General features: G+C 70.7%; 26 protein-coding genes and 1 pseudogene. 16 read left to right on the top strand and 11 right to left on the bottom strand.

All coding sequences use genetic code 11. The features are described from left to right. Positions 1-351 precede the first annotated feature (351 nt). Complete coding sequence (locus ACTIF1_RS22220; protein WP_439598636.1) at positions 352-1,635, bottom strand: glycerate kinase type-2 family protein; 1,284 nt, start codon at positions 1,633-1,635, stop codon at positions 352-354. A 78-nt stretch (positions 1,636-1,713) separates the two neighbouring features. Between ACTIF1_RS22220 and ACTIF1_RS22215 the strand changes: the two genes are divergently transcribed. The 4 genes from ACTIF1_RS22215 (at position 1,714) to ACTIF1_RS22200 (ending at position 3,891) form a co-directional block, all read left to right on the top strand. Next, positions 1,714-2,019: a DUF1244 domain-containing protein gene (locus ACTIF1_RS22215; RefSeq protein WP_439598635.1), complete on the top strand. Its 306-nt coding sequence runs from the start codon at positions 1,714-1,716 to the stop codon at positions 2,017-2,019. Between the two features lie 199 nt (positions 2,020-2,218). Continuing rightward, positions 2,219-2,521, top strand: a complete 303-nt coding sequence (locus ACTIF1_RS22210) for a DUF2312 domain-containing protein (RefSeq protein ID WP_209443290.1) — start codon at positions 2,219-2,221, stop codon at positions 2,519-2,521. A gap of 33 nt (positions 2,522-2,554) precedes the next feature. Then, positions 2,555-3,199, top strand: a complete 645-nt coding sequence (locus ACTIF1_RS22205) for a flavin reductase family protein (protein WP_439598634.1) — start codon at positions 2,555-2,557, stop codon at positions 3,197-3,199. Further along, positions 3,196-3,891, top strand: a complete 696-nt coding sequence (locus tag ACTIF1_RS22200) for an SDR family oxidoreductase (RefSeq protein WP_439598633.1) — start codon at positions 3,196-3,198, stop codon at positions 3,889-3,891. The genes ACTIF1_RS22205 and ACTIF1_RS22200 overlap by 4 nt, the downstream gene beginning before the upstream one ends. A gap of 3 nt (positions 3,892-3,894) precedes the next feature. Here the strand turns inward: ACTIF1_RS22200 and ACTIF1_RS22195 are convergent, their stop codons facing one another. The 3 genes from ACTIF1_RS22195 to ACTIF1_RS22185 form a co-directional block, all read right to left on the bottom strand. Next, a complete protein-coding gene (locus ACTIF1_RS22195; RefSeq protein WP_439598632.1) occupies positions 3,895-5,460 on the bottom strand; it encodes a calcium-binding protein in 1,566 nt (521 codons plus the stop codon). A 91-nt stretch (positions 5,461-5,551) separates the two neighbouring features. Next, positions 5,552-7,249 (bottom strand): AMP-dependent synthetase/ligase, encoded by a 1,698-nt coding sequence (locus ACTIF1_RS22190; RefSeq protein ID WP_439598631.1) that lies wholly within the window; start codon positions 7,247-7,249, stop codon positions 5,552-5,554. Positions 7,250-7,389: 140 nt separating this feature from the next. Further along, the gene (locus ACTIF1_RS22185) at positions 7,390-9,459 is read right to left on the bottom strand and encodes a methyl-accepting chemotaxis protein (protein WP_439598630.1); all 2,070 of its coding nucleotides are present in this window, start codon (positions 9,457-9,459) and stop codon (positions 7,390-7,392) included. A gap of 127 nt (positions 9,460-9,586) precedes the next feature. On the opposite strand from ACTIF1_RS22185, the gene ACTIF1_RS22180 reads away from it, so the two are divergent. Together ACTIF1_RS22180 and ACTIF1_RS22175 are read left to right on the top strand one after the other, a co-directional pair. Further along, positions 9,587-11,416: a M3 family oligoendopeptidase gene (locus tag ACTIF1_RS22180; protein WP_439598629.1), complete on the top strand. Its 1,830-nt coding sequence runs from the start codon at positions 9,587-9,589 to the stop codon at positions 11,414-11,416. A gap of 4 nt (positions 11,417-11,420) precedes the next feature. Continuing rightward, positions 11,421-12,794, top strand: a complete 1,374-nt coding sequence (locus tag ACTIF1_RS22175; RefSeq protein WP_439598628.1) for an ABC1 kinase family protein — start codon at positions 11,421-11,423, stop codon at positions 12,792-12,794. Positions 12,795-12,813: 19 nt separating this feature from the next. On the opposite strand, the gene ACTIF1_RS22170 is transcribed toward ACTIF1_RS22175, so the two are convergent. From ACTIF1_RS22170 to ACTIF1_RS22150, 5 genes and pseudogenes are all read right to left on the bottom strand, one after another. Beyond that, the gene (locus tag ACTIF1_RS22170; RefSeq protein ID WP_439598627.1) at positions 12,814-12,981 is read right to left on the bottom strand and encodes a hypothetical protein; all 168 of its coding nucleotides are present in this window, start codon (positions 12,979-12,981) and stop codon (positions 12,814-12,816) included. 162 nt (positions 12,982-13,143) lie between these two features. Then, positions 13,144-13,221 (bottom strand): annotated as a pseudogene (locus ACTIF1_RS22165) (hypothetical protein); the annotation flags it as partial. A gap of 93 nt (positions 13,222-13,314) precedes the next feature. Beyond that, positions 13,315-13,452, bottom strand: coding sequence for a bacteriocin (locus tag ACTIF1_RS22160; protein WP_439598626.1), 138 nt, complete (start codon positions 13,450-13,452; stop codon positions 13,315-13,317). Positions 13,453-13,606: 154 nt separating this feature from the next. Continuing rightward, positions 13,607-14,608, bottom strand: coding sequence for a Bug family tripartite tricarboxylate transporter substrate binding protein (locus tag ACTIF1_RS22155; RefSeq protein WP_439598625.1), 1,002 nt, complete (start codon positions 14,606-14,608; stop codon positions 13,607-13,609). 125 nt (positions 14,609-14,733) lie between these two features. Beyond that, entirely contained in the window at positions 14,734-15,504 is a 771-nt protein-coding gene (locus ACTIF1_RS22150) for a DUF3891 family protein (protein WP_439598624.1), read from the bottom strand. A gap of 166 nt (positions 15,505-15,670) precedes the next feature. On the opposite strand from ACTIF1_RS22150, the gene ACTIF1_RS22145 reads away from it, so the two are divergent. Genes ACTIF1_RS22145 through ACTIF1_RS22130 form a run of 4 tightly spaced genes read left to right on the top strand, consistent with a single transcriptional unit; the run spans position 15,671 to position 19,437 of the window. Further along, positions 15,671-16,819: a Re/Si-specific NAD(P)(+) transhydrogenase subunit alpha gene (locus tag ACTIF1_RS22145; RefSeq protein ID WP_439598623.1), complete on the top strand. Its 1,149-nt coding sequence runs from the start codon at positions 15,671-15,673 to the stop codon at positions 16,817-16,819. Positions 16,820-16,831: 12 nt separating this feature from the next. After that, positions 16,832-17,227, top strand: coding sequence for an NAD(P) transhydrogenase subunit alpha (locus ACTIF1_RS22140; RefSeq protein WP_439598622.1), 396 nt, complete (start codon positions 16,832-16,834; stop codon positions 17,225-17,227). Positions 17,228-17,230: 3 nt separating this feature from the next. Further along, positions 17,231-18,640 (top strand): NAD(P)(+) transhydrogenase (Re/Si-specific) subunit beta, encoded by a 1,410-nt coding sequence (locus ACTIF1_RS22135; protein ID WP_439598621.1) that lies wholly within the window; start codon positions 17,231-17,233, stop codon positions 18,638-18,640. A 56-nt stretch (positions 18,641-18,696) separates the two neighbouring features. Next, positions 18,697-19,437, top strand: coding sequence for a sulfite exporter TauE/SafE family protein (locus ACTIF1_RS22130; protein ID WP_439598620.1), 741 nt, complete (start codon positions 18,697-18,699; stop codon positions 19,435-19,437). Here ACTIF1_RS22130 and ACTIF1_RS22125 read toward each other — a convergent pair. Next, the gene (locus ACTIF1_RS22125) at positions 19,434-20,720 is read right to left on the bottom strand and encodes an aspartate aminotransferase family protein (protein ID WP_439598619.1); all 1,287 of its coding nucleotides are present in this window, start codon (positions 20,718-20,720) and stop codon (positions 19,434-19,436) included. The two genes, ACTIF1_RS22130 and ACTIF1_RS22125, sit on opposite strands and share 4 nt — an antisense overlap. A gap of 199 nt (positions 20,721-20,919) precedes the next feature. Continuing rightward, positions 20,920-21,123: a 30S ribosomal protein S21 gene (gene rpsU, locus ACTIF1_RS22120; RefSeq protein WP_007006360.1), complete on the bottom strand. Its 204-nt coding sequence runs from the start codon at positions 21,121-21,123 to the stop codon at positions 20,920-20,922. A gap of 192 nt (positions 21,124-21,315) precedes the next feature. Between rpsU and def the strand changes: the two genes are divergently transcribed. The 6 genes from def (at position 21,316) to ACTIF1_RS22090 (ending at position 25,947) form a co-directional block, all read left to right on the top strand. Continuing rightward, the gene (def, locus tag ACTIF1_RS22115) at positions 21,316-21,873 is read left to right on the top strand and encodes a peptide deformylase (protein WP_439598618.1); all 558 of its coding nucleotides are present in this window, start codon (positions 21,316-21,318) and stop codon (positions 21,871-21,873) included. Next, positions 21,873-22,451: a COQ9 family protein gene (locus tag ACTIF1_RS22110; protein ID WP_439598617.1), complete on the top strand. Its 579-nt coding sequence runs from the start codon at positions 21,873-21,875 to the stop codon at positions 22,449-22,451. Before def ends, ACTIF1_RS22110 begins: the two co-directional genes overlap by 1 nt. 288 nt (positions 22,452-22,739) lie before the next feature. Then, a complete protein-coding gene (locus tag ACTIF1_RS22105) occupies positions 22,740-23,276 on the top strand; it encodes a hypothetical protein (RefSeq protein WP_439598616.1) in 537 nt (178 codons plus the stop codon). A gap of 13 nt (positions 23,277-23,289) precedes the next feature. Beyond that, complete coding sequence (locus ACTIF1_RS22100; protein ID WP_439598615.1) at positions 23,290-23,991, top strand: ATP12 family chaperone protein; 702 nt, start codon at positions 23,290-23,292, stop codon at positions 23,989-23,991. Continuing rightward, on the top strand, positions 23,988-24,263 hold the full coding sequence (locus ACTIF1_RS22095) for an acylphosphatase (protein WP_439598614.1): 276 nt from the start codon (positions 23,988-23,990) through the stop codon (positions 24,261-24,263). Before ACTIF1_RS22100 ends, ACTIF1_RS22095 begins: the two co-directional genes overlap by 4 nt. Before the next feature lie 292 nt (positions 24,264-24,555). Beyond that, positions 24,556-25,947 carry a DEAD/DEAH box helicase gene (locus ACTIF1_RS22090; protein ID WP_439598613.1) on the top strand — a complete coding sequence of 464 codons (1,392 nt, stop codon included), beginning with the start codon at positions 24,556-24,558 and terminating at the stop codon, positions 25,945-25,947. The last annotated feature ends 3 nt before the right edge of the window (positions 25,948-25,950 follow it).

Below are 25,950 nucleotides of genomic sequence, written 5' to 3'. Positions count from 1 at the left end.
TGAAGACCTGCTGCCACAACGCATCCTCCTCCTGAGGTGAGAAGGATGCACCACTACTCCTCGGGACTACACACCTAAAGATTGAATTCGGCGCCGAGAAGCAGTTCACCCGCGAGGATCTGGACAGCCTGGTCCTGAGGATCATCGAGGCGGGTGGCGATCTCATCCGTTTCAACGGGCCAGATGGCACGCCGATCCATCTTTCGCGGAGAGCCATCAGCATGATCCGGCCAGCCGACCCGCAGCTCGATTACGAAGGTGCGCAGGCCGCCCTTCTTGTTGCCGGCAAGCGCCAGGCTGTTCGCGAAACACCTGAGGAGGTGGCCGCTGCCCTGAGCTGAGCCGGTCCGGCTACGCGACGAGCACGGCCCGCAGGTCGTTCACATTGGTCAGGGTCGGCCCCGTCACCAGCAGGTCGCCCAGCGAGGCGAAAAGGCTGTAGCTGTCATGCCGGCCGAGCACCGCGCGCGGGTCCAGCCCCGCCGCGCGGGCGCGGGCCAAGGTATCGGGCGTGGCGATGGCGCCCGCATTGTCCTCCGACCCGTCGATGCCGTCTGTGTCGCCCATCAGCGCCCAAATCCCCGTGGCACCGGAGAGCGCCACGGCGCAGCCGAGCAGGGATTCGCCGTTCCGCCCGCCGCGACCGCCGCCTTCCGGCCCGATGGTCACCGTGGTCTCCCCGCCCGAGAGCAGCAGGCAGGGGCCGGGCAGGGGGTGGCCATGGGCGCGGGCCGAGAGCGCGATGCCCGCCAGGGCCTTGCCCAGCTCCCGCGCCTCACCCTCCAGCGCATCGCCGAGGATCAGCGGCGCCAGGCCCAGTTCCCGGGCCTTGGCCGCCGCTGCCTCCAGCGCCATGCGGGGCGTGGCGATGAAACGGTAGTCCACCTGGCCCAGGCGCGGGTCGCCCGGCTTCGGGGTTTCCTCCTCGGCGGCCGCCAGATGCGCGACCACCGCCGGCGGCAGCTCCATCCGGTAATGCGCCACCAGCCCGCGCGCCTGCGCGAAGCTGGTCGGGTCCGGCACGGTGGGGCCGGAGGCGATGGCGGCCGGGTCATCCCCCGGCACGTCCGAGATCGCCAGCGTCACCACCCGCGCCGGCGCCGCCGCCAGGGCCAGCCGCCCGCCGGAAAAGGCCGAAAGATGCCGGCGGATGCAGTTCATCTCGTTGATGGTGGCGCCGGAGGCCAGCAGGGCGCGGTTCACCGCCATCAGCTCCTCCAGCGTCAGCCCCGGCGCCGGCAGGGTGGTCAGCGCGGAGCCGCCGCCCGAGACCAGGAACAGCACCAGGTCGCGCTCCGTCAGCCCCGCCACCGCCTGCAGCAGCCGCTGCGCCGCCGCCGCGCCGGCGGCATCGGGCACGGGGTGGGAGGCTTCCAGCACCTCGATCCGGCTTGTGGGGTAGCCGTGGCCGTAGCGGGTGACGACCAAGCCGGTCAGCGCCTGGTCGGGCCAGGCCGCCTCCACCGCCGCGGCCATGACCGCCGCCGACTTGCCGGCGCCCACCACCACCACGCGGCCGCCCTCGGGCGGCTCGGGCAGGTGGCGCGCCAGCACGATTCGCGGATCGGCGCTGGCCACGGCGGCGGCGAAGATGTCCTTCAGTGCCGCGCGTGCCGCGGCATCGGTCCAGTCCATTCCGGTCTCCCTCTTGCCGCCAGTATGGCGAAGCGGCGCGGGATGGACCATCTAGCGGTGGATCGCAGGAGAACCCCGATGCCCGAGATCGACGCCGCCACCCAGACCGAGCTCGAAGCCGCCGCCTTCCGCCGCCTCGTGCAGCATCTGCGCGAGCGCAGCGACGTGCAGAACATCGATATGATGAACCTGGCCGGCTTCTGCCGAAACTGCCTCTCCCGCTGGTACCGCGAGGAGGCCGCGACCAAGGGCGTGACGATCACGGACCCGGAGGCGCGGGAGATCGTCTACGGCATGCCCTACAAGGAATGGCAGGCGCTGCACCAGAAGGAGGCGACGGCCGAGCAGAAGGCCAAGTTTGCGGCGGCCAGTACCGGGCATTAGGTCGGGGAGGGAAGCATTCCCTCCCCGAACCCCTCCCTTGTTTTTCGGGACCTTTCAGTTGGCGCCCCGACCCAAAGTCCCAAAAATAGATGAGGGGTTTGGGGAGAATACTTTCTCCCCAACCTTTCTTCTTCCGGTTTGCGCCACCCCCGCCCCAGCGCTATACGCCGCGCCTCAACTCGTGCCCCGGAGGCCTTCGATGAGTGATTTCGACGCGCAGGAGGCCCAGGCCAGCCGCGACCGCCAGGAGAAGGACCCGGACCCCGAGGTCGGCGGCATTGCCGTAGACCGGCTGCGGTCGATCATCGAGCGGGTGGAGCGGCTGGAGGAGGAGCGCAAGGCGCTGGCCGGCGACATCAAGGACATCTTCTCCGAGGCCAAGTCGGCCGGCTTCGATGTGAAGGTGATCAAGCAGATCATCTCCCTGCGGAAGAAGGAGCCGGCCGAGGTGGAGGAGCAGGAGACGCTGCTCGATCTTTACCGCCGCGCGCTGGGCATGTAGCGGAAGGCCGTCCAGGCAGAGAGGGGCGGCGCCATGTTCTACGAACCGAAGCACGGCAAGCGGGGCCACGGCCTGCCCTTCGACCCGATCAAGGCCATCGTCGCGCCGCGGCCCATCGGCTGGATCTCCAGCCTGGACGCCAAGGGCCGCCCGAATCTGGCGCCCTACAGCTTCTTCAACCTGGTCAAGGGCCAGCCCCCCATCGTGGTCTTCGGCAGCGAGGGTCTGAAGCACTCCGCCGCCAACGCTTTCGAGACGCGCGAATTCGTCTTCAACCTGGTCACCCGGCCGCTGTTCGACGCCATGAACGCCTCCTCCGCCGCGCTGGCGGAAGGGGAGAACGAGTTCGAGGCGGCGGGGCTGACCATGGCCCCCTGCAACTTCGTCAAGGCGCCGCGGGTGGCCGAAAGCCCCGCCAGCTTCGAATGCAAGGTGCTGCAGGCGATGGAGCTGAACGACCTCGACGGCAATCCGACCGATGGCTTCCTGGTGCTGGGCCAGGTCGTCGGCATCCATATCGATGAGCGTTATATCGTCGATGGCCGCTTCGATGCGGTGGCGGCGCAGGCGATCGCCCGCTGCGGCTACCGGGACTATACCCAGGTGACGGAGATGTTCGAGGCGCTGCGCCCGACCGATGGCGGCGCCTTCACGCCTGCGACCAGCGACCGCACGTGAAGACCGCGATCATCACGGCGGCGGGCCGTGGCATCGGCGCGGCGGTGGCGCGGCGCCTGTCGGCGGATGGTTTTCGGGTTGCCGTCATGTCGCCCTCCGGCAATGCCGAGAAGCTGGCGGCCGAGCTGCCGGATGCGCTGGGCGTCACCGGATCGGTCACCGAGCCCGCCGACCTCCAGCGGCTGGTGGATGGCACGCTGCAAAAATTCGGGCGGATCGACGCGCTGGTGAACAATGCCGGCCATCCGCCCAAGGCGCCGCTCTTCGACCTCAGCGATGCGCAATGGCATGCCGGCTTCGACATGGTCATGCTGTCCGCCATCCGCGCACTGCGGCTGGTGCTGCCGGGGATGAAGGCGCAGGGCGCGGGTTCCGTCGTGAACCTGTCCTCCTATGCGGCGCTGGAGCCGGAGTCGGATTTCCCCGCCACCACGCTGCGGGCTGCGCTCGGTGCCTGGACCAAGCTGGCGGCGGATGAGCTGGCGCCCGCCGGTATCCGCGTGAATGCCGTGCTGCCCGGCTTCGTCGACAGCCTGCCGGAGAAGGAGTCGCGCCGCGCCCGCATCCCGCTCGGCCGCTATGCGAAGGCCGAGGAGATCGCGGCGGCGGTGGCCTGGCTGGTCTCGGACCAGGCCTCCTATGTCACGGGCCAGAGCCTGCGCGTCGATGGCGGGCTCACCCGGCACGTCTGAGACCTACAGCACGAAGTCGGCGGCGGTCAGCGTGACCGTCGACATGATCTGGATGGCGAAGTCGGCCTTGCCGTCGCCATCCACATCCGCCTGCACCTGCGTCGTCGCGCCCATCGCCTGGAAGCGCAGCTCCCGCGCGTGGCCGCCGAAGGCCGCGCTGCCGATGAAGGCGAAGGTCTGGTTGCCCGTCACGGTCGTATCGGCGTCGATCGACCAGAGGTGGATGCGATCCCCCTCCGCCTGGCTGAAGTCGCGGATGCGGTCGCGGCCGCTGGCGGCCACCGTGCTGTCGCCGATCGCCATGTAGCGGAAGGTATCGGCCTCGGCACCGCCGAACAGGAAATCCGCGCCGGCGCCGCCCACCAGCCAGTCCTGGCCGGCCTCGCCATGCAGCCGGTCGATGCCGCCCTCGCCGGTGAGCGTATCGGCGCCGGCGCCGCCGGACAGCGTCTCGGCCCCCGCGGTCCCTGCCAGGGCATCGTCGAAGTTGCCGCCGCGCACCGCCTCGAAGCCCGCGAAGCTGTCGCCCGTGGCGCCGCCATCCGCCTGGCCGGTGGCCAGGTCAACCGTCACCGCCTGCCCGGCCCCGGCATAGGAGAGGATATCCCAGCCGGCACCGCCCTCCATCATGTCCGACCCGTCGCCGCCGACCACCAGGTCGTCGCCCTCGCCGCCCAGCAGCGTGTCGTCGCCGGCCTCGCCGCTCAGCGTATCCGCGCCCGCGCCGCCCGCGACCGAATCCTGGTCGGAGCCGCCCTGGAGCAGCTCACCCGCCGCGCCCCCCAGGATCGTGTCGTTGCCCGCGCCACCCTGCAGGAAGCCGAAGGTCTGGCCGAGCGTGCCGTCGAAGATGTCATCCCCGGCACTCAGCCAGATATTGCCGTTGATGGTGCCGGCATTGATCACGCGGTCGACGCCATTGCCGCCGATGATGGCGGAGGAGCCCTCGGCGGCGGAGATCACGCCGAAATTCTCCACCGTGCTCTGCTCCCCCGCCTGGCTGGAGAGCGAGATGGCGATGCCCTGGACGGAGGCGATGGTGCCGGTGTTGACGATGCTGGCGCTGCCGGCGGGGACGTAGATCGCCTCGCCATTCCACCAGCCGAAGTCATTCGAGCCGGTGCTCTGGATCAGGCCGCTGTTGTGCAGCTCCAGCCGGCCGCCGGACAGGATGCCGCCGCCGGCCGCGATCCCGCCGCTGTTCAGGACGAGTCCGCCGCCGCTGAGGCGGATACCGAAATCCTCGGCCAGGATATGCCCGCCATTGGTCACCTGGTGCCCGTCGTCCTGCAGGTAGATCGCACTGAACCCGCTGGTGATGCTGCCCTCTGCGGTGATCCGGATATCGGCGCCGCCGCTGGCGAAGATCCCGCTGCTGTGGGCGACGAAGAGGTCGCCCGACAGAAGCACGGTGACCTCGGCCAGGCCGTTGATGCCGCGGCTGCCGGTCCCGGTGGCGGTCAGGACCGCATCGGGCCCGACCATGAGCGTATCGTAGTCCCCGAGCTGATAGACCGGCGTATTGGCGGCGGTCGTGGTCTGGTCGCTATTGGTGAAGAACGTCGCCATCCTGGCGCCCCCCTATCCGGTCGAAGCGGCCCCCGAAGCCGCCCTGCAACCCTTCTAGGAGCATCCGGTGTCGGGCGTGTTCCGCCGCGTTTCACCGCTTTGCCAGGCCCTCCACCACCGCCGCATGCTGCTGCAGCACCATCCGGCGCTTCACCTTCATGGTGGGCGTCAGCAGGCCGTTCTCCACCGTGAAGGGCTCCACCACCGTGCTCGCGCGGATGCGCTCGATGTTGGACAGCTTGCCGTTCACGCGCGCGATGGCGGCCTGCACCTTGTCCGCCGCGCCATCGGCCGGGACCACCAGGGCGACGATGGCCGGGCGGCCCTCGCCGGCGACCACCGCCTGGGCGATCTCCGGCTCGGCCATCAGCAGGCCCTCCAGCTTGGCGGGGCTGACCATGTCGCCGCCGAGGGTCTTGATGAAGTCGCGCTTGCGGTCGGTGATGCGGATATAGCCGTCCACGATCTCGCCCACGTCGCCGGTATGCAGCCAGCCATCGATCAGGGCGCGGGAGGTGCTCTCGGGGTCGTTCCAATATCCGTCCATCACCAGGTCGCCGCGCACGCAGAGCTCGCCATCCTCGGCGATGCGCGCCTCCACCCCCGGCAAAGGCGGGCCGACCGTGGTGCGGCGGTTCTCCCAGGGCGGGTTCACGCTGATGACGGGGCCGGCCTCGGTCTGGCCATAGCCCTGGATCACGGGCAGGCCGAAGGCCAGGAAGAAGCCCGAGAGGTCCGGGTCCAGCCGCGCCCCGCCGGAGACCAGCGCCAGCAGCCTGCCGCCGAAGCGGTCCCGGATTTTTGTGCCGACCAGCCGGTCCAGGATCGCGTGCTGGGCACGCTCGAACAGGGAAAGCTGCCCGTCCAGCCGCTTCAGCCCCAGCGCCAGCGCGCGTGCGAAAAGCTTGGCCTTGAAGCCGCCGTCCTTCTCGACCTGCGCCTCGATGCGCCCGCGCAGAACCTCGAAAAGGCGGGGGACGGCGGTGATGACGGTGGGCTGGATTTCCTGGAGTTCCGCCGCCAGCCGGTCCGCGCCGCGCGAATAGACCACCTCCAGCCCCAGCGAGGGCAGCAGGAAGCCGCCCACCGTGTGCTCGTAGCTGTGCGACAGCGGCAGGAAGGAGAGGTAGGGCGTGCCGTCCAGGTGCAGCCGGGTGGCGATCCGCGCCACACCCTCGCGGTTGGACAGCATGGCGCGGTGCGGCAGCATCACGCCCTTGGGCAGGCCGCCGGTGCCGCTGGTATAGACCAGGCAGGCCAGCCGCCCGGGCGGAATCAGCTCTGCCTCCGCTGCCAGCAGGTCGAGATCGGCGGGGGTGGCCAGCGCCGCGGCCCAGTCGAGGCAGCCCGCCGCGCCCGCCTCCATGCAGATCAGGCGCTCCAGCGTCACGCCGCGCTGCGCCGCGCCCTGCGCCACCCGCTCGGCCAGCTTGCCGGTCGAGACGATGGCGAAGCTGGCGCCGCTATCGGCCAGGATATGGCCGTGATCGGCGACCGTATTGGTGGTGTAGGTCGGCACCGTGACGGCGCCGATCGCCATGATGGCGGTATCCGCGATGGGGAATTCCGGCCGGTTCTCGGAGACCAGCAGCACCCGGTCCCCGGGCGCGACGCCCTGGGCGCGCAGGAAGGCGGCGATGGCGGCGACGCGCTGGCCGAATTCGCCCCAGCTGGTGCTCTGCCAGCCACCCTGCCAGTGCCGCAGCATGGGCCGGCCGCGCCAGCCGCGCGCCAGGTCCAGCATCATATGCGGCAGGCTGTTCCAGCCACGCGTCCCGGCGCTTTGCATTCCCGACAGGCTCTCCCGTTGCTTGGACGGGATCATGCCATGCGGGCAGGCTTCGGGACAAATGGCGGGCTGGGTGATGCCCCCGGCCCTGCGGTGAGCCAAGCGGCGGGAGGCCGCGCCCGGCGCTGGAGGGCAGGATGCTAAGCCGCGCGCAGCTCCACCATGAAGCGCGAGACCTCCGCCCGCAGCTTCTCCGCCTGGCGCGACAGCTCGCTGGAGGCGGCGCGCACCTCGCCGGCCGCATCGCCGGTGCGCTCGGCATCCGCATTCACGCCATTGGCGTGATCGGCGGCAGCCGCGGTGCCGCGCGCGGCCTCCGTCACGGCCAGGTTGATGGCCTGCGTCGCCTCCGCCTGCTGGCCGGCCGTCTCCGCCACCTGGCTGGTGGCCTCACCCACCGCGGCGATGATGCGCGCGATGTCGGAAATCGCCGCCACGGTGCGGCTGGTCTCCGCCTGCATGGCATTGATCTGGCCGCTGATCTCGTCGGTCGCCTTGGCGGTCTGCGCGGCCAGCGCCTTCACCTCGCCGGCCACCACGGCGAAGCCCTTGCCGGCCTCGCCGGCGCGGGCGGCCTCGATGGTGGCGTTCAGGGCGAGGAGATTGGTCTGGCCGGCGATGTCGGTGATCATCTGCACCACCGCGCCGATGCGGTCCGCGGCCTCGGACAGGCCGCGCACGGTGCGGTCGGCCTCCTGCGCCGCGCCGGTCGCCGCGCGCGCCTGGTCGGCGCCGTGGCGGATCTGCTGGGTCACCGCGCCGAAGGAGGCGGCGAGCTCCCCCGCCGCGCTGGCCACCGTCTCCACGCTGCCATTGGCGCGGGAGGCGGCCTCGGCCACGGCGGCGGCATGGGCGCTGCCATTGGCGGCGATGCCGGCCATGCTATGGGCGGTGGCATCCAGTTCGGTGGAGGCCGCGGCCACGGCTTCCAGCATGCTGCCAGCCTGTTCCTCGAACTGCCGCAGCAGCGCATCCACCCGCTCGGCGCGGGCCAGGCGCTGCGCCTGTTCCCGGGCCCGTGCCTCCGTCTCCGCCACCCGGGCCTGGGATCCGGCGCGCAGCGTCTCCACCGCCTCCGCCATCTCGCCCAGCTCGTCGGTGCGGCCGCGGCCGGGCACGGCGAGCGACAGGTCGCCGGCGGCGATGCCGCCGACGCTGGCGGTCAGCGCGCGGATCGGGCTGACCAGCCGGCGCAGCAGCAGCACGGCGCCGCCGAGGGCCGCCACGAAGCACAGCCCGGCCAGGGCGAGCGCCAGGGCCAGGCCGGTCTGCGCTTCCGTGATGCTGCGATCGGCGCTGGCCGCCGCCTCATCCAGCGCGGCGTCGCGCAGCACCAGGATCTCGGCCTGGGCCGGGCGCGACCATAGGCGGAATTCGGCGAAGGTCGTGGTCCAGGGCGTCTCCGGCGCGGTCAGGCGCTGCCGGGCGGTCTCCACCTGGCGCCGCCAATGCGGCTCGTTCCGCTCGACGAAGCTCTGCTTCTGCGCGGCCAGCGCGGCCTCCAGCGCGGTGGAGGAGGTGCTGGCCGCCAGCAGCCGCTGCACCGAGGTCCAGGCCTGCTCGACGCCCGCCGTCAGCGCCTCCGCCGCCTGCACCGCCTGCGGCGTGACCGCCGAAGCGCCGCTGAGCCAGGTGGAAATCTGCGCATTGCGGCGCCCGGCCTGGTCGCGCATGTCCATCACCGTGGAGGAGGCCTCGATCAGCAGCGCCAGTTCCGGCGCGGTGCGCGCCACGTCCCGCGCCGCGGCGGCGGAGACGCCGAGCAGCGTCGCGACGGCCGCATTGCGCGCGGCGGTGCCGGCGGCGGGCAGGCCAGGGTCGCGGCGATCCGGCGGCAGGGCGAGGGCCTGGTCCACGCGGCTGCGGAAGCTGGCGAGTTGTTCGGCCACCCGGCGCACCGCCGCCGCATCCAGCCCGGCGCGGGCGGCGCTGGCGGTGCTCGCCTCCAGCAGCCGGATGGTCGCGGCGGCATCTCCGGCCACCTGGGCGCGGTTCGGATTTGCCTCCCGCAGCACGCTGCTATAGCCGCCGATCTCCACCGCCACGAAGCTGACCGCCCGCTGTGCGTCGCTCGCCGCCTGCAGCGCCGCCATGGCCTGGGAGGTCCGCCCCAGGTCCCGGGCCGCGCCTGCCGCCAGCCAGAGCGAGGCGATCAGCCCCGGGATCGCGACCAGGCAGAAGCCCAGGATGAACATGGTGCGGATGCGCATGCAGGGTCCTTCGCGTGGCGGGCCATCGCCGGCAGGATAGCGCCGCGATAGTTGCCAAATCCGAAGCGTCGCCCCTATTCGGCCGCCGCCCGTTGGCCTCGCGCCGGGGCGGGCTATATGCAGGGGCGTGACCCAGAACAGCGCCCCCGCACCCGCCACCGAGTCCCACCCCGCGCCGCTGCCGGCCTGGGACCTGTCCGACCTCTATGCCGCGCCGGGCGATCCGCGGCTGCAGGCCGATCTCGACCGGGCCGAGGCCGAGGCCCGCGCCTTCCATGCCAGCCATGCCGGCCGCCTCGGCCAGGCCTCGGGCGATGTGCTGGCCGGCGCGATCGCAACCTATGAGCGGATCGAGGAGGTGCTCGGCCGGGCCATGTCCTATGCGCAGCTGGTCTTCTCCGGCGATGCGCAATCGGCCGAGAACGGGCGATTCTACCAGACGGTGCAGGAGAGGGTGACGGCGATCAGCAGCCACCTGCTGTTCCTGACGCTGGAGATCAACCGGCTGGAGGACGGGGCGCTGGAGGCGAAGCTGCGGCAATCCGCGGCGCTCACCCGCTGGCAGCCCTGGCTGCGCGACCTGCGCGTCTTCCGCGCGCACCAGCTCTCGGACGAGCTGGAGAAGCTGCTGCATGAGAAGGAGGTCACCGGCCGCTCCGCCTGGAACCGCCTGTTCGATGAGACGGTGGCCGGCATGCGCGTGCCGGTGGGGGGTGAGGAGCTGACCGTCTCCGCTGCCCTGAACAACCTGTCCTCCGGCGACCGCGCGGTGCGCGCCGCCGCGGCCAAGGGCGTCTCCGAAGCCTTCGGCGAGAAGGTGCGGCTGTTCTCGCTCATCACCAATACCCTGGCCAAGGACAAGGAGATCCTGGACGGCTGGCGCCGCTATCCGCGCCCCACCTCCGCCCGCAACCGCGCCAATATGGTGGAGGATGAGGTGGTGGACGCCCTGGTCTCCGCCGTCTGGTCCGGCCTGCCGCGGCTCTCCCACCGCTACTACGCGATGAAGGCGAAGTGGCTCGGCCTGGAGAAGCTGCAGCACTGGGACCGCAACGCGCCGCTGCCGGATGACACGGACAGCACCATCCCCTGGCCGGAGGCCGTGGCCCGCGTCCGCGCCGCCTATGGCGCCTTCAGCCCGGAGCTGGAGCGCGTCGCGGCGCCCTTCTTCGAGAAGCCCTGGATCGACGCCGCGCTGCGCCCGGGCAAGGCCAGCGGCGCCTTCGCGCATCCCACGGTGCCCAGCGCGCATCCCTATCTGCTGCTGAACTACCATGGCCGCGCGCGGGATGTGATGACGCTGGCGCATGAGCTGGGCCACGGCGTGCACCAGGTGCTGGCGGCCAAGCAGGGCTACCTGATGTCCTCCACGCCGCTGACGCTGGCCGAGACCGCCAGCGTCTTCGGCGAGATGCTGACCTTCCGGGCCGTGCTGGATGCCGAGACGGACCCGAAGAAGCGGCGCATGCTGCTGGCCGGCAAGGTGGAGGACATGCTGAACACCGTCGTCCGCCAGATCGCCTTCTACCGCTTCGAGACGCTGCTGCATGACGAACGCCGCAAGGGTGAGCTTTCGCATGAGCGGATCGGCGAGATCTGGATGCAGGTGCAGACCGAGAGCCTGGGCCCGGCCTTCGACTTCACGCCGGACTACAGCGTCTACTGGGCCTATATCCCGCACTTCGTGCACACGCCCTTCTACGTCTATGCCTATGCCTTCGGGGATTGCCTGGTGAATGCGCTCTACGGCGTGTTCCGCGACGGGCATCCGCGCTTCCAGGAGAAGTACCTGGACATGCTGCGCGCCGGCGGCACCAAGCGGCACCGGGAGCTGCTGGCGCCCTTCGGCCTCGATGCCTCCGACCCCGCCTTCTGGAACAAGGGGCTGGATGTGATTTCCGGCTTCATCGATGAACTGGCGCGCGCTTCGCGCGACGACGAGTTGGAGGCTGGCTGAGCCGATGGCCGAGGATCAGAAGGGCTCGACGCTGTTCGGCGAGATGCGGCGGATGGTCCGGACCTCCGGCGCCGTGGGCGGCATCGCCGCGCGCGTGGCGGGGGAGCGTTTCCTCGGCATCAAGACCGACAAGACGGCGCATGCGGAGGATCTGAAGCAGATCCTGGGCGGGCTGAAGGGCCCGCTGATGAAGGTGGCGCAGTTCCTGTCGACGGTGCCGGAGGCGCTGCCGGAGGAATACGCGCAGGAACTGGCCACCCTGCAATCCAATGCCCCGCCGATGGGCTGGGCCTTCGTGCGCCGCCGCATGCAGGGCGAATTGGGCCCCGCCTGGCAGTCCCGCTTCACCAGCTTCAGCCAGGAAGCGGTGGCCGCCGCCAGTCTCGGCCAGGTGCATCGCGCGACGCTGCCGGATGGGCGGGATGTGGCCTGCAAGCTGCAGTATCCGGACATGCCGAGCGTGGTGGAGGCCGATCTGCGCCAGCTGAAGATGGCGCTGAACCTCTATCGCCGCATGGACAGCACGCTGGACAATGCCGAGGCCTACCAGGAACTTTCGGCCCGGCTGCGGGAGGAACTCGACTACGAGCGCGAGGCCAGCCACATGCGGCTGTATGGCGCCATGCTGGCCGGCACGCCCGGCGTCGCCGTGCCCACCGCGGTGCCGGAACTGACCACCAAGCGCCTGCTGACCATGTCCTGGCTGGAAGGCCGCCCGATCCTGCGCCGGCTGGAGGAAGACCCGCCGGAGGAGGAGCGCAATGCCTATGCCCGCGCGCTGTTCCGCGCCTGGTACGTCCCCTTCTACCGCTATGGCGTGATCCACGGTGACCCGCATCTCGGCAACTACCAGGTGCGGCCGGATGCCGAGGTGGGGCATGGCGTGAACCTGCTGGACTTCGGCGTGATCCGCATCTTCCCCGCCAGCTTCGTCACCGGCGTGGTGATGCTGTACGAGGCGGTGCGCGACGACGACCGGGAGAAGGCCGCGCATGCCTATGGCATCTGGGGTTTTCGCAATCTGTCCAAGGAGACGATGGAGGTTCTGAACCTCTGGGCGCGTTTCCTCTACGAGCCGCTGGTCGAGGACAAGGTGCGCTCCATCACGCCGAGCGAGGATCCGAGCTACGGCCGCAAGGTGGCGCAGACGGTGCATGAGGGGCTGAAGCGGACGGGCGGCGTGAAGATTCCGCGCGAATTCCCGCTGATGGACCGCGCCGCGATTGGCCTGGGCAGCGTCTTCTTCCGCCTCAAGGCGCAGGCCAATTGGCACCGGCTGTTCATGGAGCTGGTGCACGACCATTCGGAAGCCGCGGTGGCGGAGCGCCAGCGCGCGGCGGTGCTGGCCGCCGGCGTGCCGGACAGCCTGGTGGGCTGAGCCAGGCTCTGAGCGAGACTCAGGCCGGCCAGGTGATCCGTTCGACATTGGTGAACTGGATCATCTGGCCGCCGCTCTCGATGGCGCCGTTGAAGGGCTGGGGCTGGCCGTTCACCATCATGCTGGCCGTGATCATCCCGTTGCTCTGGCTGAAGCTGATGCCGGGGTGCTGCGCCACAAGCTGCATGACAAGGACCTGCGTCGACAGGCCCCGCAGCTCCACCGTGTCCGTGCCGCTGCCGCCATCGAAGTCGTCGTTGCCGCTATGGGGCGACCAGATGTAGCGGTCGTTGCCGTCCTGGCCAAAGGCGACGTCGCTGACGCGATCCTCGTTCTGTCCGACAAAAGTGTCGTCGCCGCCGCCGCCGAAGATGATGTCGGACCCGGTACCGCCCCGGAATTCCTCGCCGTTGCCGGTTCCGAACAGGACGTCGTGGCCCGCGGTGCCCGTGATGGTGTCGACCGGGGGCGGTTGGTTGCCGGCCTGTCCGTTCTGGAACTGATTGAGCGCCTCATTGAGCTAGGTGTTCGCATTGGCGAGGATCTCGGACAGCTGGTTCGACATCTGGTTCGCCAGATCGATGACCTCGCTCGACGTGGATCCATTGCCGCCCGTGACGCGGTTCAGATCGTCGTCGCTCAGCTTTTCGAATGCCACGGCCGCACCTCTCGACGATCGACAGCGGCCAAGCTAGCACCAGCACCGTTTGGCAGGCGAACAGTTTCCCGATGGCAAGGAAAGGGCCAGCCTATGGCACCCCGGCAGGGCCCTGCTGCTGCCGGGGGCCGCGACCCCCGGCAGCATGCCTGGCTCAGTCCAGCGTGGCGCCCGAGGCTTCGACCAGCCCCTTCCAGAACTGCTCCTGCTGCTGCAGATAGGTGCCATAGGCGGCCGGGCTTTCGTCCCAGACCGGCGTGAAGCCCAGCGGCTCCATCCGCGCCTTGAAATCATCCGAACGCGCGATCTGCACCAGCGCCTCATGCAGGCGGTTGACGATGGGCTCCGGCGTGCCGGCCGGCGCGTTCACCGCGTACCAGCTCTGCATGTCGATGCCCTGGCCGGGGAAGATCTCGTTCATGCTGGGCACCTCGCGCAGCTCCGGCACATAGGTCACCCGCTCTGCGGAGCCCACGGCCAGGGCCCGGAAGCGGCCCTCCCGCACATGCGGCATCAGCGCCGGGATCACGTCGAACATCATGTCGATGCTGCCGGAGAGCAGGTCCGCAATGGCGGGCCCGCCGCCGCGATAGGGCACATGGGTGATCTCCATGCCCGCCGCGGCATTGATGCGCGCCAGCGTCAGGTGGCTGACCGTGCCGGCGCCGGAGGAGCCCATGGTGACGGCACCGCGTTCCCGCTTCGCCGCGGCGACGAGGTCCGCGAAGCTGCGCCAGGGCTTGTCCGCATTCACCACCAGCAGCACCGTGCCGGTGGTCACCCGCGTCACCGGGGTCAGGTCCCGGATCGGGTCGAAGGGCATGGAGCGGCGGAACAGGAACTTGTTCGCGGCCAGGATCGTCGCCGTGCCGAGCATGATCGTGTAGCCATCCTTCGGCGCCTTGGCGACCACATCGCCGCCGATATTGCCGCCGGCGCCGCCGCGATTGTCCACCGTGATGGTCTGGCCGAGCATCGGCTGCAGGCGCTCCGCCAGCAGGCGTCCGGTGATGTCCACGGCGCCGCCGGGGGCGAAGGGCACCACGATGCGGATCGGCCGCTGCGGCCAGGTGCCCTGGGCCAGGGCCGGGGTGGCGAGCGGCAGTGCGGCGGCGGCGGCGAGCAGGCTTCGTCGGGAAAATCCAGGGGCTTGCATCGGCGGGGGCTCCGTTCGGGGGGGGGGCGGGCGGCGGCATGGCTCCGGGCTGGTCTCCGGAGAACGCGCGCAGCGCCCAGGCGTCCAGACTAGCCCGATCACGCTCCCTCGGGCACCCCTTCGCTTCAGCCCGGCACCAGCCGGGCCGAGGCCGGCTGCACGGGGGCCGCGGCCAGGTCGGCGCGCATCGCCGCCTCATCGGTCCAGCGCGCCCCGGCCGGCAGGCGGCGGGCGCGCCAGCTCAGCGTCACCTCCGCCAGGCGGAAGGGCCAGGGGGCGATGGCGATGGCGCCATTGCCCTCGCTCAGCGCCAGCTTCACCAGGCTGCCATCGGCCATGGGCGCGGTGCCCACGCCGCCGATGGTCTCGATGCCGCCGCAGACCGCGAGGCTCAGCGCATCGGTCACCGCGACCAGGGCGGCGGCCGTCTGCACCTGCGCCTCCGTCGCGCCGAGATGGGCGGCGAGGTCGTGCTGCACCACGGCCTGTGTGGCCAGGTAGTGCTCCGCGGCCTCGGCATCCGCGCGGTCCAGCTGGTGGCGGTCGGCATAGCTGCCATAGATCAGGCTGCCATGGCGGCTGACCAGCAGCGCCACCCAGGGGCCCCAGCTGGCCAGCGCCCGGTCGACGCCCGCGGCCCACATCGGCGCATGGGATCGGGCGCCGACGGCGCGGAAGACATGCGGCCGGCCGGTGGTGTCATCCAGCGTCGGCGCCGCCTCCCAGTCCATCCAGGCGACATCGTGCTGGGCGCAGGCGGTCGCCACCTCCTCGAAGGGATCCAGCGCGGCGAAGCCGGGCGCGCCCCAGGCGCGGGCCAACTGGCCGGAGACCAGCGCATGCATGGGCTGGCTGATCGCCAGGGTGGAACCGTCGGGCAGGTCGCGGAGGAGCATTTTGGAAGGATGGGCGCCGCCCGGACCCGCCGCAATCCCCGTTTCGGGGCCGTTCCGCAGCGCGCCGGAACGTGGCGTCCTTGCAAGACTTGCAACACGCCTTCATATGGCGCCGACTTCGGAAGCTAAGCAAACGGGTGCCGAAAGCAGGTAGGGGGTCGCATTGATGCGCGTTGCGGTGTTGCGCGAAAGGCGTGGGGCGGAAACGCGGGTGGCCGCGACGCCGGAGACGGCGAAGAAACTCATCGGCCTGGGCTGCAGCGTGGCGGTGGAGGCCGGCGCCGGCCTCGCCTCCGGCTTCCCGGACAGCCTTTACGCCGAAGCGGGCGCGGAGATTGCCCCGAATGCGGCCAGCGCCCTGGCGAATGCCGGGCTGGTGCTCAAGGTGCGCGCCCCGCTCGGCACCGGGGAGGGCGAGGTCGACGAGCTCGCCCTGATCCCGCGCGGCGCGATCCTGATCGGCACGCTCGGCGCCAACCGCGCCATGGCCGAGACCTACGCCCAGATGGGCATCGAGGCCTGTTCCATGGAACTGCTGCCGCGCATCACCCGCGCGCAGTCGATGGACGTGCTCTCCTCCCAGGCCAATCTCGCCGGCTATCGCGCGGTGGTGGAGGCCGCGACCGCCTTCGACCGCGGCTTTCCCATGCTGATGACCGCTGCCGGCACGATTCCCGCGGCCAACGTCTTCGTCATGGGCGCCGGTGTGGCGGGCCTGCAGGCGATCGCCACGGCGCGCCGCCTCGGCGGCCGCGTCTCCGCCACCGATGTGCGGCCGGCGGCGAAGGAGGAGATCAAGTCCCTCGGCGCCACCTTCGTCGGCTACGAGGATGAGGAGAGCAAGGCGGCCCAGACCGCGGGCGGCTATGCCAAGCAGCTCTCGGCCGAATTCTACGCCAAGCAGGCGGAGGTCGTGGCCGCCCATATAGCCAAGCAGGACATCGTGGTGACCACGGCCCTGGTGCAGGGCCGCAAGGCACCGATCCTGGTCAATGAGGCGATGGTCGCCTCCATGAAGCCGGGCAGCGTCATCGTCGACATCGCCGCCGATGCCGGCGGCAATTGCGCGGCCACCGTGCCGGGCGAGATGACGGTGACGGGCAATGGCGTGAAGGTGCTGGGCTACCGCAACTGGCCGGGCCGGATTTCCGGCGCATCCTCCGCGCTCTATGCCCGCAACCTGCTGACCTTCCTGACCACCTTCTGGGACAAGGAGGCCAAGCGGCCGGTGCTGAAGGAAGAGGATGACATCGTGAAGGGCGTGCAGCTGACCCGCGGCGGGGCCGTGGTGCATGCCTCCCTCCCGGCCGCCTGAGGAGATCGCGCCATGAACCCGCAACAGATCGCCAATGAGGCGGCCTCGATCTCCGATCGCGCCGCGCTGCTGGCCGAACACGCCCGCCAGCTGGCGGAGGTCGCGGCCCCGGTGGCCGCCGCCGCCGAACCCTTCCTGCTGCTGCTGACCATCTTCCTGATGGCCTGCTTCGTCGGCTACTACGTGGTGTGGAACGTGACCCCGGCGCTGCATTCGCCGCTGATGGGCGTCACCAATGCCATCTCCTCCGTCATCGTGGTGGGCGCCATCCTGGCGACCGGCCTGGCCGATAGCTGGGCCGCCAAGGCCTTCGGCTTCATCGCCGTCACCCTCGCCTCGGTGAACATCTTCGGCGGCTTCATGGTGACGCGCCGCATGCTCGCGATGTTCAAGAAGAAGGGCAGCTGAGCCATGGCACAGACCCTTTCGACGCTGGCCTATCTGGTCGCGTCCGTCCTCTTCATCATGGCGCTGCGGGGCCTCTCCAACCCCGAGACCAGCCGCCAGGGCAACCTGTTCGGCATGGTCGGCATGGGCATCGCGATCGTCGCGACGCTGCTGAAGCCGGGCATGGGCGCGGGCGGCATCGTGCTGGTGCTGGCGGGGCTCGCCATCGGCGGCACCATCGGCACGCTGCTGGCGCAGCGCATCCAGATGACCTCCCTGCCGCAGCTGGTGGCGGCCTTCCACAGCCTGGTCGGCATGGCGGCGGTCTTCGTGGCGGCGGCGGCCTTCTATTCGCCGGAGAGCTTCGGCATCGGCTACCCCGGTGCCATCAAGGGCGCGTCGCTGGTCGAGATGTCGCTGGGGCTGGCGATTGGCGCCATCACCTTCTCCGGCTCCGTGATCGCCTTCGCGAAGCTGGACGGGCGCATGTCCGGCTCGCCGATCATCTTCAAGGGCCAGCACATGCTGAACGCGGCGCTGGGCGCGCTGCTGCTGGTGCTGGTGATCGCCTTCGTCGCGACCGGCTCGCCCGTGCTGTTCTGGCTGATCGCGATCCTGTCCTTCGTGCTCGGCTTCCTGCTGATCATCCCGATCGGCGGCGCGGACATGCCCGTGGTTGTCTCCATGCTGAACAGCTACTCCGGCTGGGCGGCGGCGGGCATCGGCTTCACCATCGGCAACCTGCTGCTGATCGTCACCGGCGCGCTGGTCGGCGCCTCGGGCGCCATCCTGTCCTACATCATGTGCAAGGGCATGAACCGCAGCATCATCAACGTGCTGCTGGGCGGTTTCGGTAGCGACTCCGGCGCTGCGGCTGGCCCGGGTGCGGGGGGGGCGGACCGTGCGCCCGTGAAGGCCGGCAGCCCGGAAGACGCCGCCTATATCATGAAGAATGCCCAGAAGATCATCATCGTGCCGGGCTACGGCATGGCGGTGGCGCAGGCGCAGCAGGTGGTCCGCGAAATGGCCGACCTGCTGAAGAAGGAAGGCGCCGAGATCTCCTACGCCATTCACCCCGTCGCCGGCCGCATGCCCGGCCATATGAACGTGCTGCTGGCCGAGGCGAATGTCCCCTACGACGAGGTGCATGAGCTGGAGGAGATCAACGCCGAATTCGCCGAGGCCGACGTGGCCTATGTCATCGGCGCCAACGACGTGACCAATCCGGCGGCCAAGACGGACAAGAGCTCCGCCATCTACGGCATGCCGATCCTCGACGTGGAGAAGGCGAAGACGGTGTTCTTCGTCAAGCGCGGCATGGCCAGCGGCTATGCCGGCGTGGAGAACGAGCTGTTCTTCCGCCCGAATACGATGATGCTCTTCGGTGACGCCAAGAAGGTGACGCAGCAGATCGTGCAGAGCCTGCAGAAGTAGCCTCCGCCTTCCCCGGCCGCCTTGCGCGGCCGGGGCCCACCCGGTGAGGAGCCCGCATGGACGAGTTCCTGCTTTTCACCGCCGTCGGTTTCCTGGCGCAGATGATCGATGGCGCCATCGGCATGGCCTATGGGCTGACAGCGACCAGTGTGCTGGTCTCGCTCGGTACCCATCCTGCGGTCGCCAGCGCCAGCGTGCATGCGGCGGAGGTCTTCACCACCGGCGCCTCCGGCTTCGCCCATTGGCGGCTTCGCAATGTGAATGCGCGGCTGGTGGCGCGGCTGGCGCTGCCGGGGATTGCGGGCGGCATCGCCGGCGCGCTCGTCGCCTCCAGCCTGCCGATGCAGGTCATCCGGCCGCTGGTCAGCGCCTATCTGCTCGGCATGGGCGCGCTGATCCTGTGGCGCGCCTGGCGTCCGCCGGCGCCGCGGCCCGACCGGCCGGTCACGCTTCTGGGCCTGGGCGGCGGCTTCCTGGATGCGGCGGGGGGCGGCGGCTGGGGGCCGATCGTCACCTCCACCCTGATCGGCCGCGGCGATGTGCCGCGGATCGCCATCGGCTCGACCAATGCCGCCGAGTTCTTCGTCACCCTGGCCATCACCGCCGCCTTCTTCACCGCGATCGGGCTGGAGCTGTGGCAGGCGATCCTGGGCCTGGTGGTAGGCGGCGTGCTGGCCGCGCCCTTCGCCGCCCTGGTGGCGCGGCACGTGCCGCCGCGCGGGCTGATGCTGCTGGTGGGCGGCGTCATCATGCTGCTGTCGCTGCGTGGCCTGGCCGGCGCGCTGGGCTGGATCTAGCTCCCCGCCGGCCGGGTGGCCATGGCGCGGGCGAAGGCCGCCAGGGTCTGGTCCAGATCGCGCGGCTCATGCGCGGTCGAGATGTAGAACTTGCTCTCGCCCTTCAGGATGCCGTCGTGGCGCAGCACCCGGTTCACATGCGCCTGCATCGCCCGGTCGGCGCGCAGCGTCGCCCGGTAGTCGCGCACCTCGCCGGCCGCATAGACCACGTCGAACAGCGTCGGCTCCCCCACCACCTGCGCGGGCAGGCCGGCGCGGGCGATCTGCTCGGCCAGGCCCTGCATCAGCGCCCGGCCGGTGGCGAAGACCGCCTCATAGGTGCCCGGGCGGCGCAGGATTTCGAGCGTCTTGAGCCCCGCCACCGCCGCCACGGGGTTGCCGGACAGGGTGCCCACCTGCATCAGGAAGCCGTCCTCGCCCACCAGCGCCTTGTCGAAATGCGCCATGATCTCGGCCCGCCCCGCGACCGCCGCCAGCGGAAAGCCGCCGCCGATCGTCTTGCCCAATGTGCAGAGGTCCGGCGTCACCCCGTAGAACGCCTGGGCGCCGCCGTAAGCAAAACGGAAGCCGGTGACGACCTCGTCGAAGATCAGCACCAGCCCGTGCTTCGTGCAGAGCGCTCGCAGCCCTTCGAGAAAACCCGGGGCGGGGGGGATCAGGCGCTGCAGCGGCTCCACGATGATGCCGGCGATCTCCTCCCCCTGCGCCTCCACCAGCCGCGTCACGGCAGCGAGGTCGTTGAAGGGGGCGACCAGCACGTCCTCCGCGACCGATTTCGGGATGCCGGCCGAATCGGGCACCGGCCGGGGGAAATTCGCCAGGTGGCGTGGCGCCAGGCTCATCAGCCCGTAGTCGGACATGCCGTGGTAGCCGCCCTCGAACTTCAGGATCTTGTCGCGGCCGCGGAAGGCGCGGGCCAGGCGCATGGCGTAGAGGTCCGCCTCCGTGCCGGAGCCGACGAATCGCAACTGCTCGGCGCAGGGCACGGCGTCGACGATCGCCTCGGCGAGGGCGATGCCATGTTCGTTATTGGCGAAGAAGGTGGTGCCGCGGCCGAGCTGGTCCTGCACCACCTCCGTCACCTCGGGGTGGCCATGGCCGATGAACATCGGGCCGGAGCCCAGCAGATAGTCGACGTATTCGCGCCCCGCCACATCCCAGACGCGGCCGCCGAGGCCGCGCTCCAGGATCACCTCGGGCGGGAAATTCCCGAAGCCGCCGGCCGGCAGCACCCGCCTGGCCCGCGCCAGCAGCGCCTGTTCCCTGTCGCCGAACCCATCCATCGCCCTGCCCTCGCCGAGAGAGCGGCCAGTAGACAGCCTGCGGCGCGGCAGGCAAAGCCCCGGACAGCACACAGCCGCGGCTGGCGGAGGGGTCTCCGCACCGCGGTGCTTCGGCCTGTCGGATGGCTGCCGGGGAGGGCGGCCAGGAAAGCGTTGGGTGGAAGGCGGATCCAGGTCCCGGCGGGGCCGGGACGGGGGATCAGAAGCCCTCGCGCTCCAGACGCTTGCGCTCCACCTTGCGGGCGCGACGAACGGCTTCCGCGGCCTCACGGGCGCGGCGCTCGGACGGCTTCTCGTAATGGCGGCGGAGCTTCATTTCACGGAACACACCCTCACGCTGAAGCTTCTTCTTCAGCGCCTTCAGGGCCTGGTCGATGTTATTGTCGCGGACGACGACCTGCACGCGATGGAACCTCCTGGTTCGGATGGGAGAGAGGCGGAAAAGCGGATGCGCGCCAGCCGGTCCGGAAGATGGTCCGAACCGTCCAAGGCGAGGGCCGGAGCCTTAGCACAGGATTCGTGTGCGGCGAAAGGCCTCCCGCAGCCCGCCGCGCGCATTACCTTATGCGGTGAACCGCCGGACATTCCAGCCGCCATGGCCTTGCTCAAGATCGCCCGCATGGGCCACCCGGTCCTCACCCGCCGCGCCCTGCCGGTGGCGGACCCGACCGCGCCCGAGATCCGCCGCCTGGTCGCCGACATGGCGGAGACCATGGAGGACGCCTCCGGCCTCGGCCTGGCGGCGCCGCAGGTGCATGTCGGGCTGCGGCTTTTCGTCTGGCGCGGCGGCGCCGGCAATATCCTGGCCCTGATCAATCCCGAGATCGAACCGGTGGGGGAGGAGATGGAGGAAGGCTGGGAGGGCTGCCTCTCCATCCCCGGCCTGCGCGGCGCCGTGCCGCGCGCCGCGCGCATCCGCTTCCGCGGCTTAGATATCGAGGGACGGCCGATGGAAGGCGAGGCCGCGGGCCTCGCCGCCCGCGTGATCCAGCACGAGACGGACCACCTGGACGGCGTGCTCTATCCCATGCGCATGCCGGACCTCTCGCGCTTCGGTTTCAATGAGGAGTTGCATCGCGCCGCCAGCCAGGCCGCGCGCCCGGCCAATGACCGGCCGGAGCCGCAGCCCGAACCGCCGCAGGAGACAGCGTGATGATCGAGCGCAGCGAGGAACGGGACCAGGCGCTCCGCGCCGCCCTGCCGCATGTGGCCGCGCTGGGCTGGAGCCGCGCCGCCCTTTCGGCCGGCCTTGCCGATCTCGGCCGCGACCCGCTGGAGCAGGACTGGCTGTTTCCGCGCGGCCCCATCGAGGCGATCGAGGCCTGGTGCGACCTGGCGGACCGGGAGATGGAGGCGGCGGCCGCCGCCGAGGACCTCGCCGCGCTCCGTATCCCGGCCCGCATCCGTCGCCTGCTGCTGATCCGTCTACAGCAGGCCGCGCCGCATCGGGAGGCGGTGCGCCGGGCGCTGGCCCAGCAATCGCTGCCCTGGAACCTCGCCTCCGCCGCGCGGACGGTGGCGCGCACCGCGGATGCCGTCTGGGCCGCGGCGGGCGATGGCTCTGCCGATTTCTCCTGGTACACGAGGCGCGCGACGCTGGCCGCGATCTATGGCGCGACGCTGGCCTTCTGGCTGCAGGACGAATCGCCGGATGCCGCCGCGACCGAGGCCTTCCTCGACCGGCGCCTGGCCGGACTGGCCCGGTTCCAACGCCGGAAACGAAAGGGCTGAGCCCGCGTTCACCCCGCGCAACCTTATGGAGCGGGTCATGAAGGGCATTCTGCTGTGGCTGGTCGGCTTGCCGATCCCGATTATCATCGTGCTCTACCTGATTGGAATCTTGTGAAGACTGCCCCGCGCTTCCCTGCTGTTTTTCGGGCGCGGATGCTGTAGAGACGGCCCTCGACGGGACACCAGTGGGGCCGGGGGGCTCCGCCGCGCGGTCGGCTTGCGCAACATTGGTTGCGCGGGGCCGGCCGATGCGGCAGGCAGGGGGTCCCAGGGGGAGGTTCCCACGCCATGCGCCGCAAGTTTTCCGTTCGTCTTCTGCTCGCCGGCGCCGCCGTGGCCATCGGCGGTCCCGCCATCGCCCAGTCCTGCGTGCAATCCAATGAGCGGACGGCCTTCGAGCTGCGCGCGCTGCAGAGCCAGCTGATGGTCGCCGCCATCACCTGCCAGCGCGACAGCGACTACAACGCCTTCGTCCGCAAGTTCCAGGGCGAGCTCGGCGGCGCCTACAACACCATCCGCGCGCATTACCGCCGCACCCAGGGCGCCCAGGGCCAGCGCGCGCTGGACGGCTACATCACCCTGCTGGCGAATGAGCAGTCGCAGGACGGCATCCGCCAGGGCTCGCGCTTCTGCCAGAACATCACGCCGCTGTTCCAGGTGGCCCTGGCGCAGAGCAGCGCCAGCTCCCTGGTCGATATCTCCCTGGAGCGGAATGTGCTGAACCCGGTCACGGACACGGCCTGCCCGGAACGTGCGACGCCGGCCACCTCGCCGACCCGTCGCGCCGCCAATACCCGTTCCGCCGCGGTCGCACGGAACCGCTGACCCCGCGCCTCGCGTGAAGCGCTTCTGGAGCCAGGCGCAGGTCGCCGAGGCCGAGGACGGCTTTGCCATCCTGCTGGATGGCAAGCCGCTGCGCCTGCCCGGTGGCGGTGCGCTGCGCCTGCGCGGCCGCAGGCTGGCCGAGGCCGTGGCGGCCGAATGGCAGCAGGCCGGCGGCGAGAAGGGCGGGGAGATGCGGCCCGAGGAGGTGCCGCTGACCCGCCTGGCCGGCACCGCCGAGGAGCGCATCGCCCCGGCGCGGGAGGGCACTGTCACGGCGCTCGCCCGCTACGGCGAGACCGAACTCCTCTGCTACCGCGCCGAGCACGGCAAGCTGGCCGCCGCCCAGGCGGAGGCCTGGGACCCCTGGCTCGCCTGGGCGGCCCGCTCCCTCGATGCGCCGCTGCGCGTCACCAGCGGCCTGATGCCCGTGGCCCAGCCGCCCCAGGCGCTGGCGGCGCTGCGGCGGGCGGTGGAGCGCCATTCGCTGCTGGGCCTGGCCGCGCTCGGCGTCGCGGTGCCGGCGCTGGGCAGCCTGGTGCTGGGCCTCGCCGTCACGGCCGGGCAGCTGGACCCGGCCGAGGCGCATCGCCTTTCGACGCTGGAGGAGGTGCACCAGGAGAAGTTCTGGGGCGCCGATCCCGAGAACCTTGCCCGCCGGACCGCCGCCGCCGCCGATGTGGCGCTCGCCGCGCGGCTGGTGCAGCTTTCCGCATGATCGCACGCCTGCTGGCCATCACCGGCCGGGTGCAGGGCGTCGGCTATCGGGACTGGATGGTGAAGCAGGCGCAGCGCCTGGGCCTCAACGGCTGGGTGCGCAACCGGCCGGATGGCAGCGTGCGGGCGCTGGTCGCAGGGCCCGTGGAGGCCGTGCAGGCCATGGTCGAGGCCTGCCGCCGCGGCCCGTTTTTCGCCCGGGTGACGGGCGTGGCGGAGGCGGAAGCGGCGCCGCCGGCGGAGGAAGGCTTCGCCCGCCAGCCGGATGGCTGAGCAGATTTATGCTGCACTGCCGAAAAAATCTTGTCCGGGCAGCGAATCTGCCCTATCCCTCCCTCCGTCGGCGGGTGGTTGCCCGCCGCGCCCCGGCCGCGTGAGCGGGCCTGGCGCCGTCACTCCGAGAAGCGGGGGACCGGGCGCCTGGAGGCCCGGACCGGGGCGCTGCCGTCGCCCGTAAGGCGTGGCTCTGCGGACAAGATCGGACCGGCCCCGGCACGCGGGTTGGCCCACCGCCACCCAACCGCCCGCGCGATCGCTGGGCGGCCTGACCGGATTTTTGCATTTCATGAGCTTCAGTGAACTCGGCCTCTCTCCGCGCATCCTCCAGGCGCTGACCGAAGAGGGCTATACCACCCCGACACCTATCCAGCGCGATGCCATCCCGCATGCCCTGATGGGCCGGGACATCCTGGGCATCGCCCAGACCGGCACCGGCAAGACCGCCGCCTTCGGCCTGCCGCTGCTGCATCTGCTGGCCGAATCCAAGGGCCGCCCGCCGCGCGGCGGCTGCCGCGCCCTGATCCTCTCGCCGACGCGCGAGCTGGCCAGCCAGATCGCGGAGAACCTGAAGGCCTATGGCCGCCATCTCGGCATGACCATCGCCGTGATCTTCGGCGGCGTGCCGCATGGCCCGCAGCGCCGGGCGCTGGCGAACGGCATCGACATCCTGGTGGCCACGCCGGGCCGGCTGCAGGACCACATGGATGAGGGCACGGCGCGCCTCGACATGGTGAATGCGCTGGTCCTCGATGAGGCCGACCAGATGCTGGACAAGGGTTTCTGGCCCGCCATCCGGAAGATCCTGCCGAAGCTGCCGTCCAAGCGGCACACCATGTTCTTCTCCGCCACCATGCCGGCGGAAGTCGCCAAGCTTTCGGCCGAGATCCTGCGCGACCCGGTGCGGATCGAGGTGGCGCCCGTCTCCTCCACGGCGGAGCGGGTGACGCAGAAGCTGGTGGTCATCGAGCAGGGCCGCAAGCGCGGCAAGCTGGCGGAGCTGCTGAAGGGCGAGGGCGTCGGCCGCGCGCTGATCTTCACCCGCACCAAGCACGGCGCCGATCGCGTGGTGAAGAACCTGGAGGCCGACGGCATCGCCGCCAATGCCATCCATGGCAACAAGTCCCAGGGCCAGCGGGAACGCGCCCTGGCCGACTTCAAGTCGAACCGCGCGCCCGTGCTGGTGGCCACCGACATCGCCGCGCGCGGCATCGACGTGGATGGCGTGACGCATGTGATCCAGCACGACATGCCGGACACGCCGGAGGCCTATGTCCACCGCATCGGCCGCACCGCGCGCGCCGGCGCCTCCGGCATCGCCATTGCCATGTGCGCGCCGGATGAGCGCGAGAAGCTCTGGGCGGTGGAGAAGCTGATCCGCATTTCCATCCCCGCGTCGGACGAGCGCCAGGATGTCTCCGTGCCGATGTATCGCACCGGCGGACGCCCGGATGCGGTGAAGCCGGCCGGCGGCCATCGTGGCCGCAACAGCCCCTCCCGCGGCCGCAACGGCGGCGGCGGTGGCCAGGGCCGCGGCGGCCAGCAGGCTGCGCCCCGGGGCAATGCGCCGAGCGCAGCCCGCACCGGCGACCAGCCCGCGCGCCGCCCGGCCGCGGCGGGCCAGAAGGACCGCAACTGGCGCGACGGCGATTTCCGGGACGGCAGCGCCCGCAGCCGCTGAGGT

This window comes from Falsiroseomonas sp., assembly GCF_051860665.1.
Taxonomy (GTDB): domain Bacteria; phylum Pseudomonadota; class Alphaproteobacteria; order Acetobacterales; family Acetobacteraceae; genus Falsiroseomonas.
This window is presented reverse-complemented; position numbering and strand designations above follow the sequence as displayed.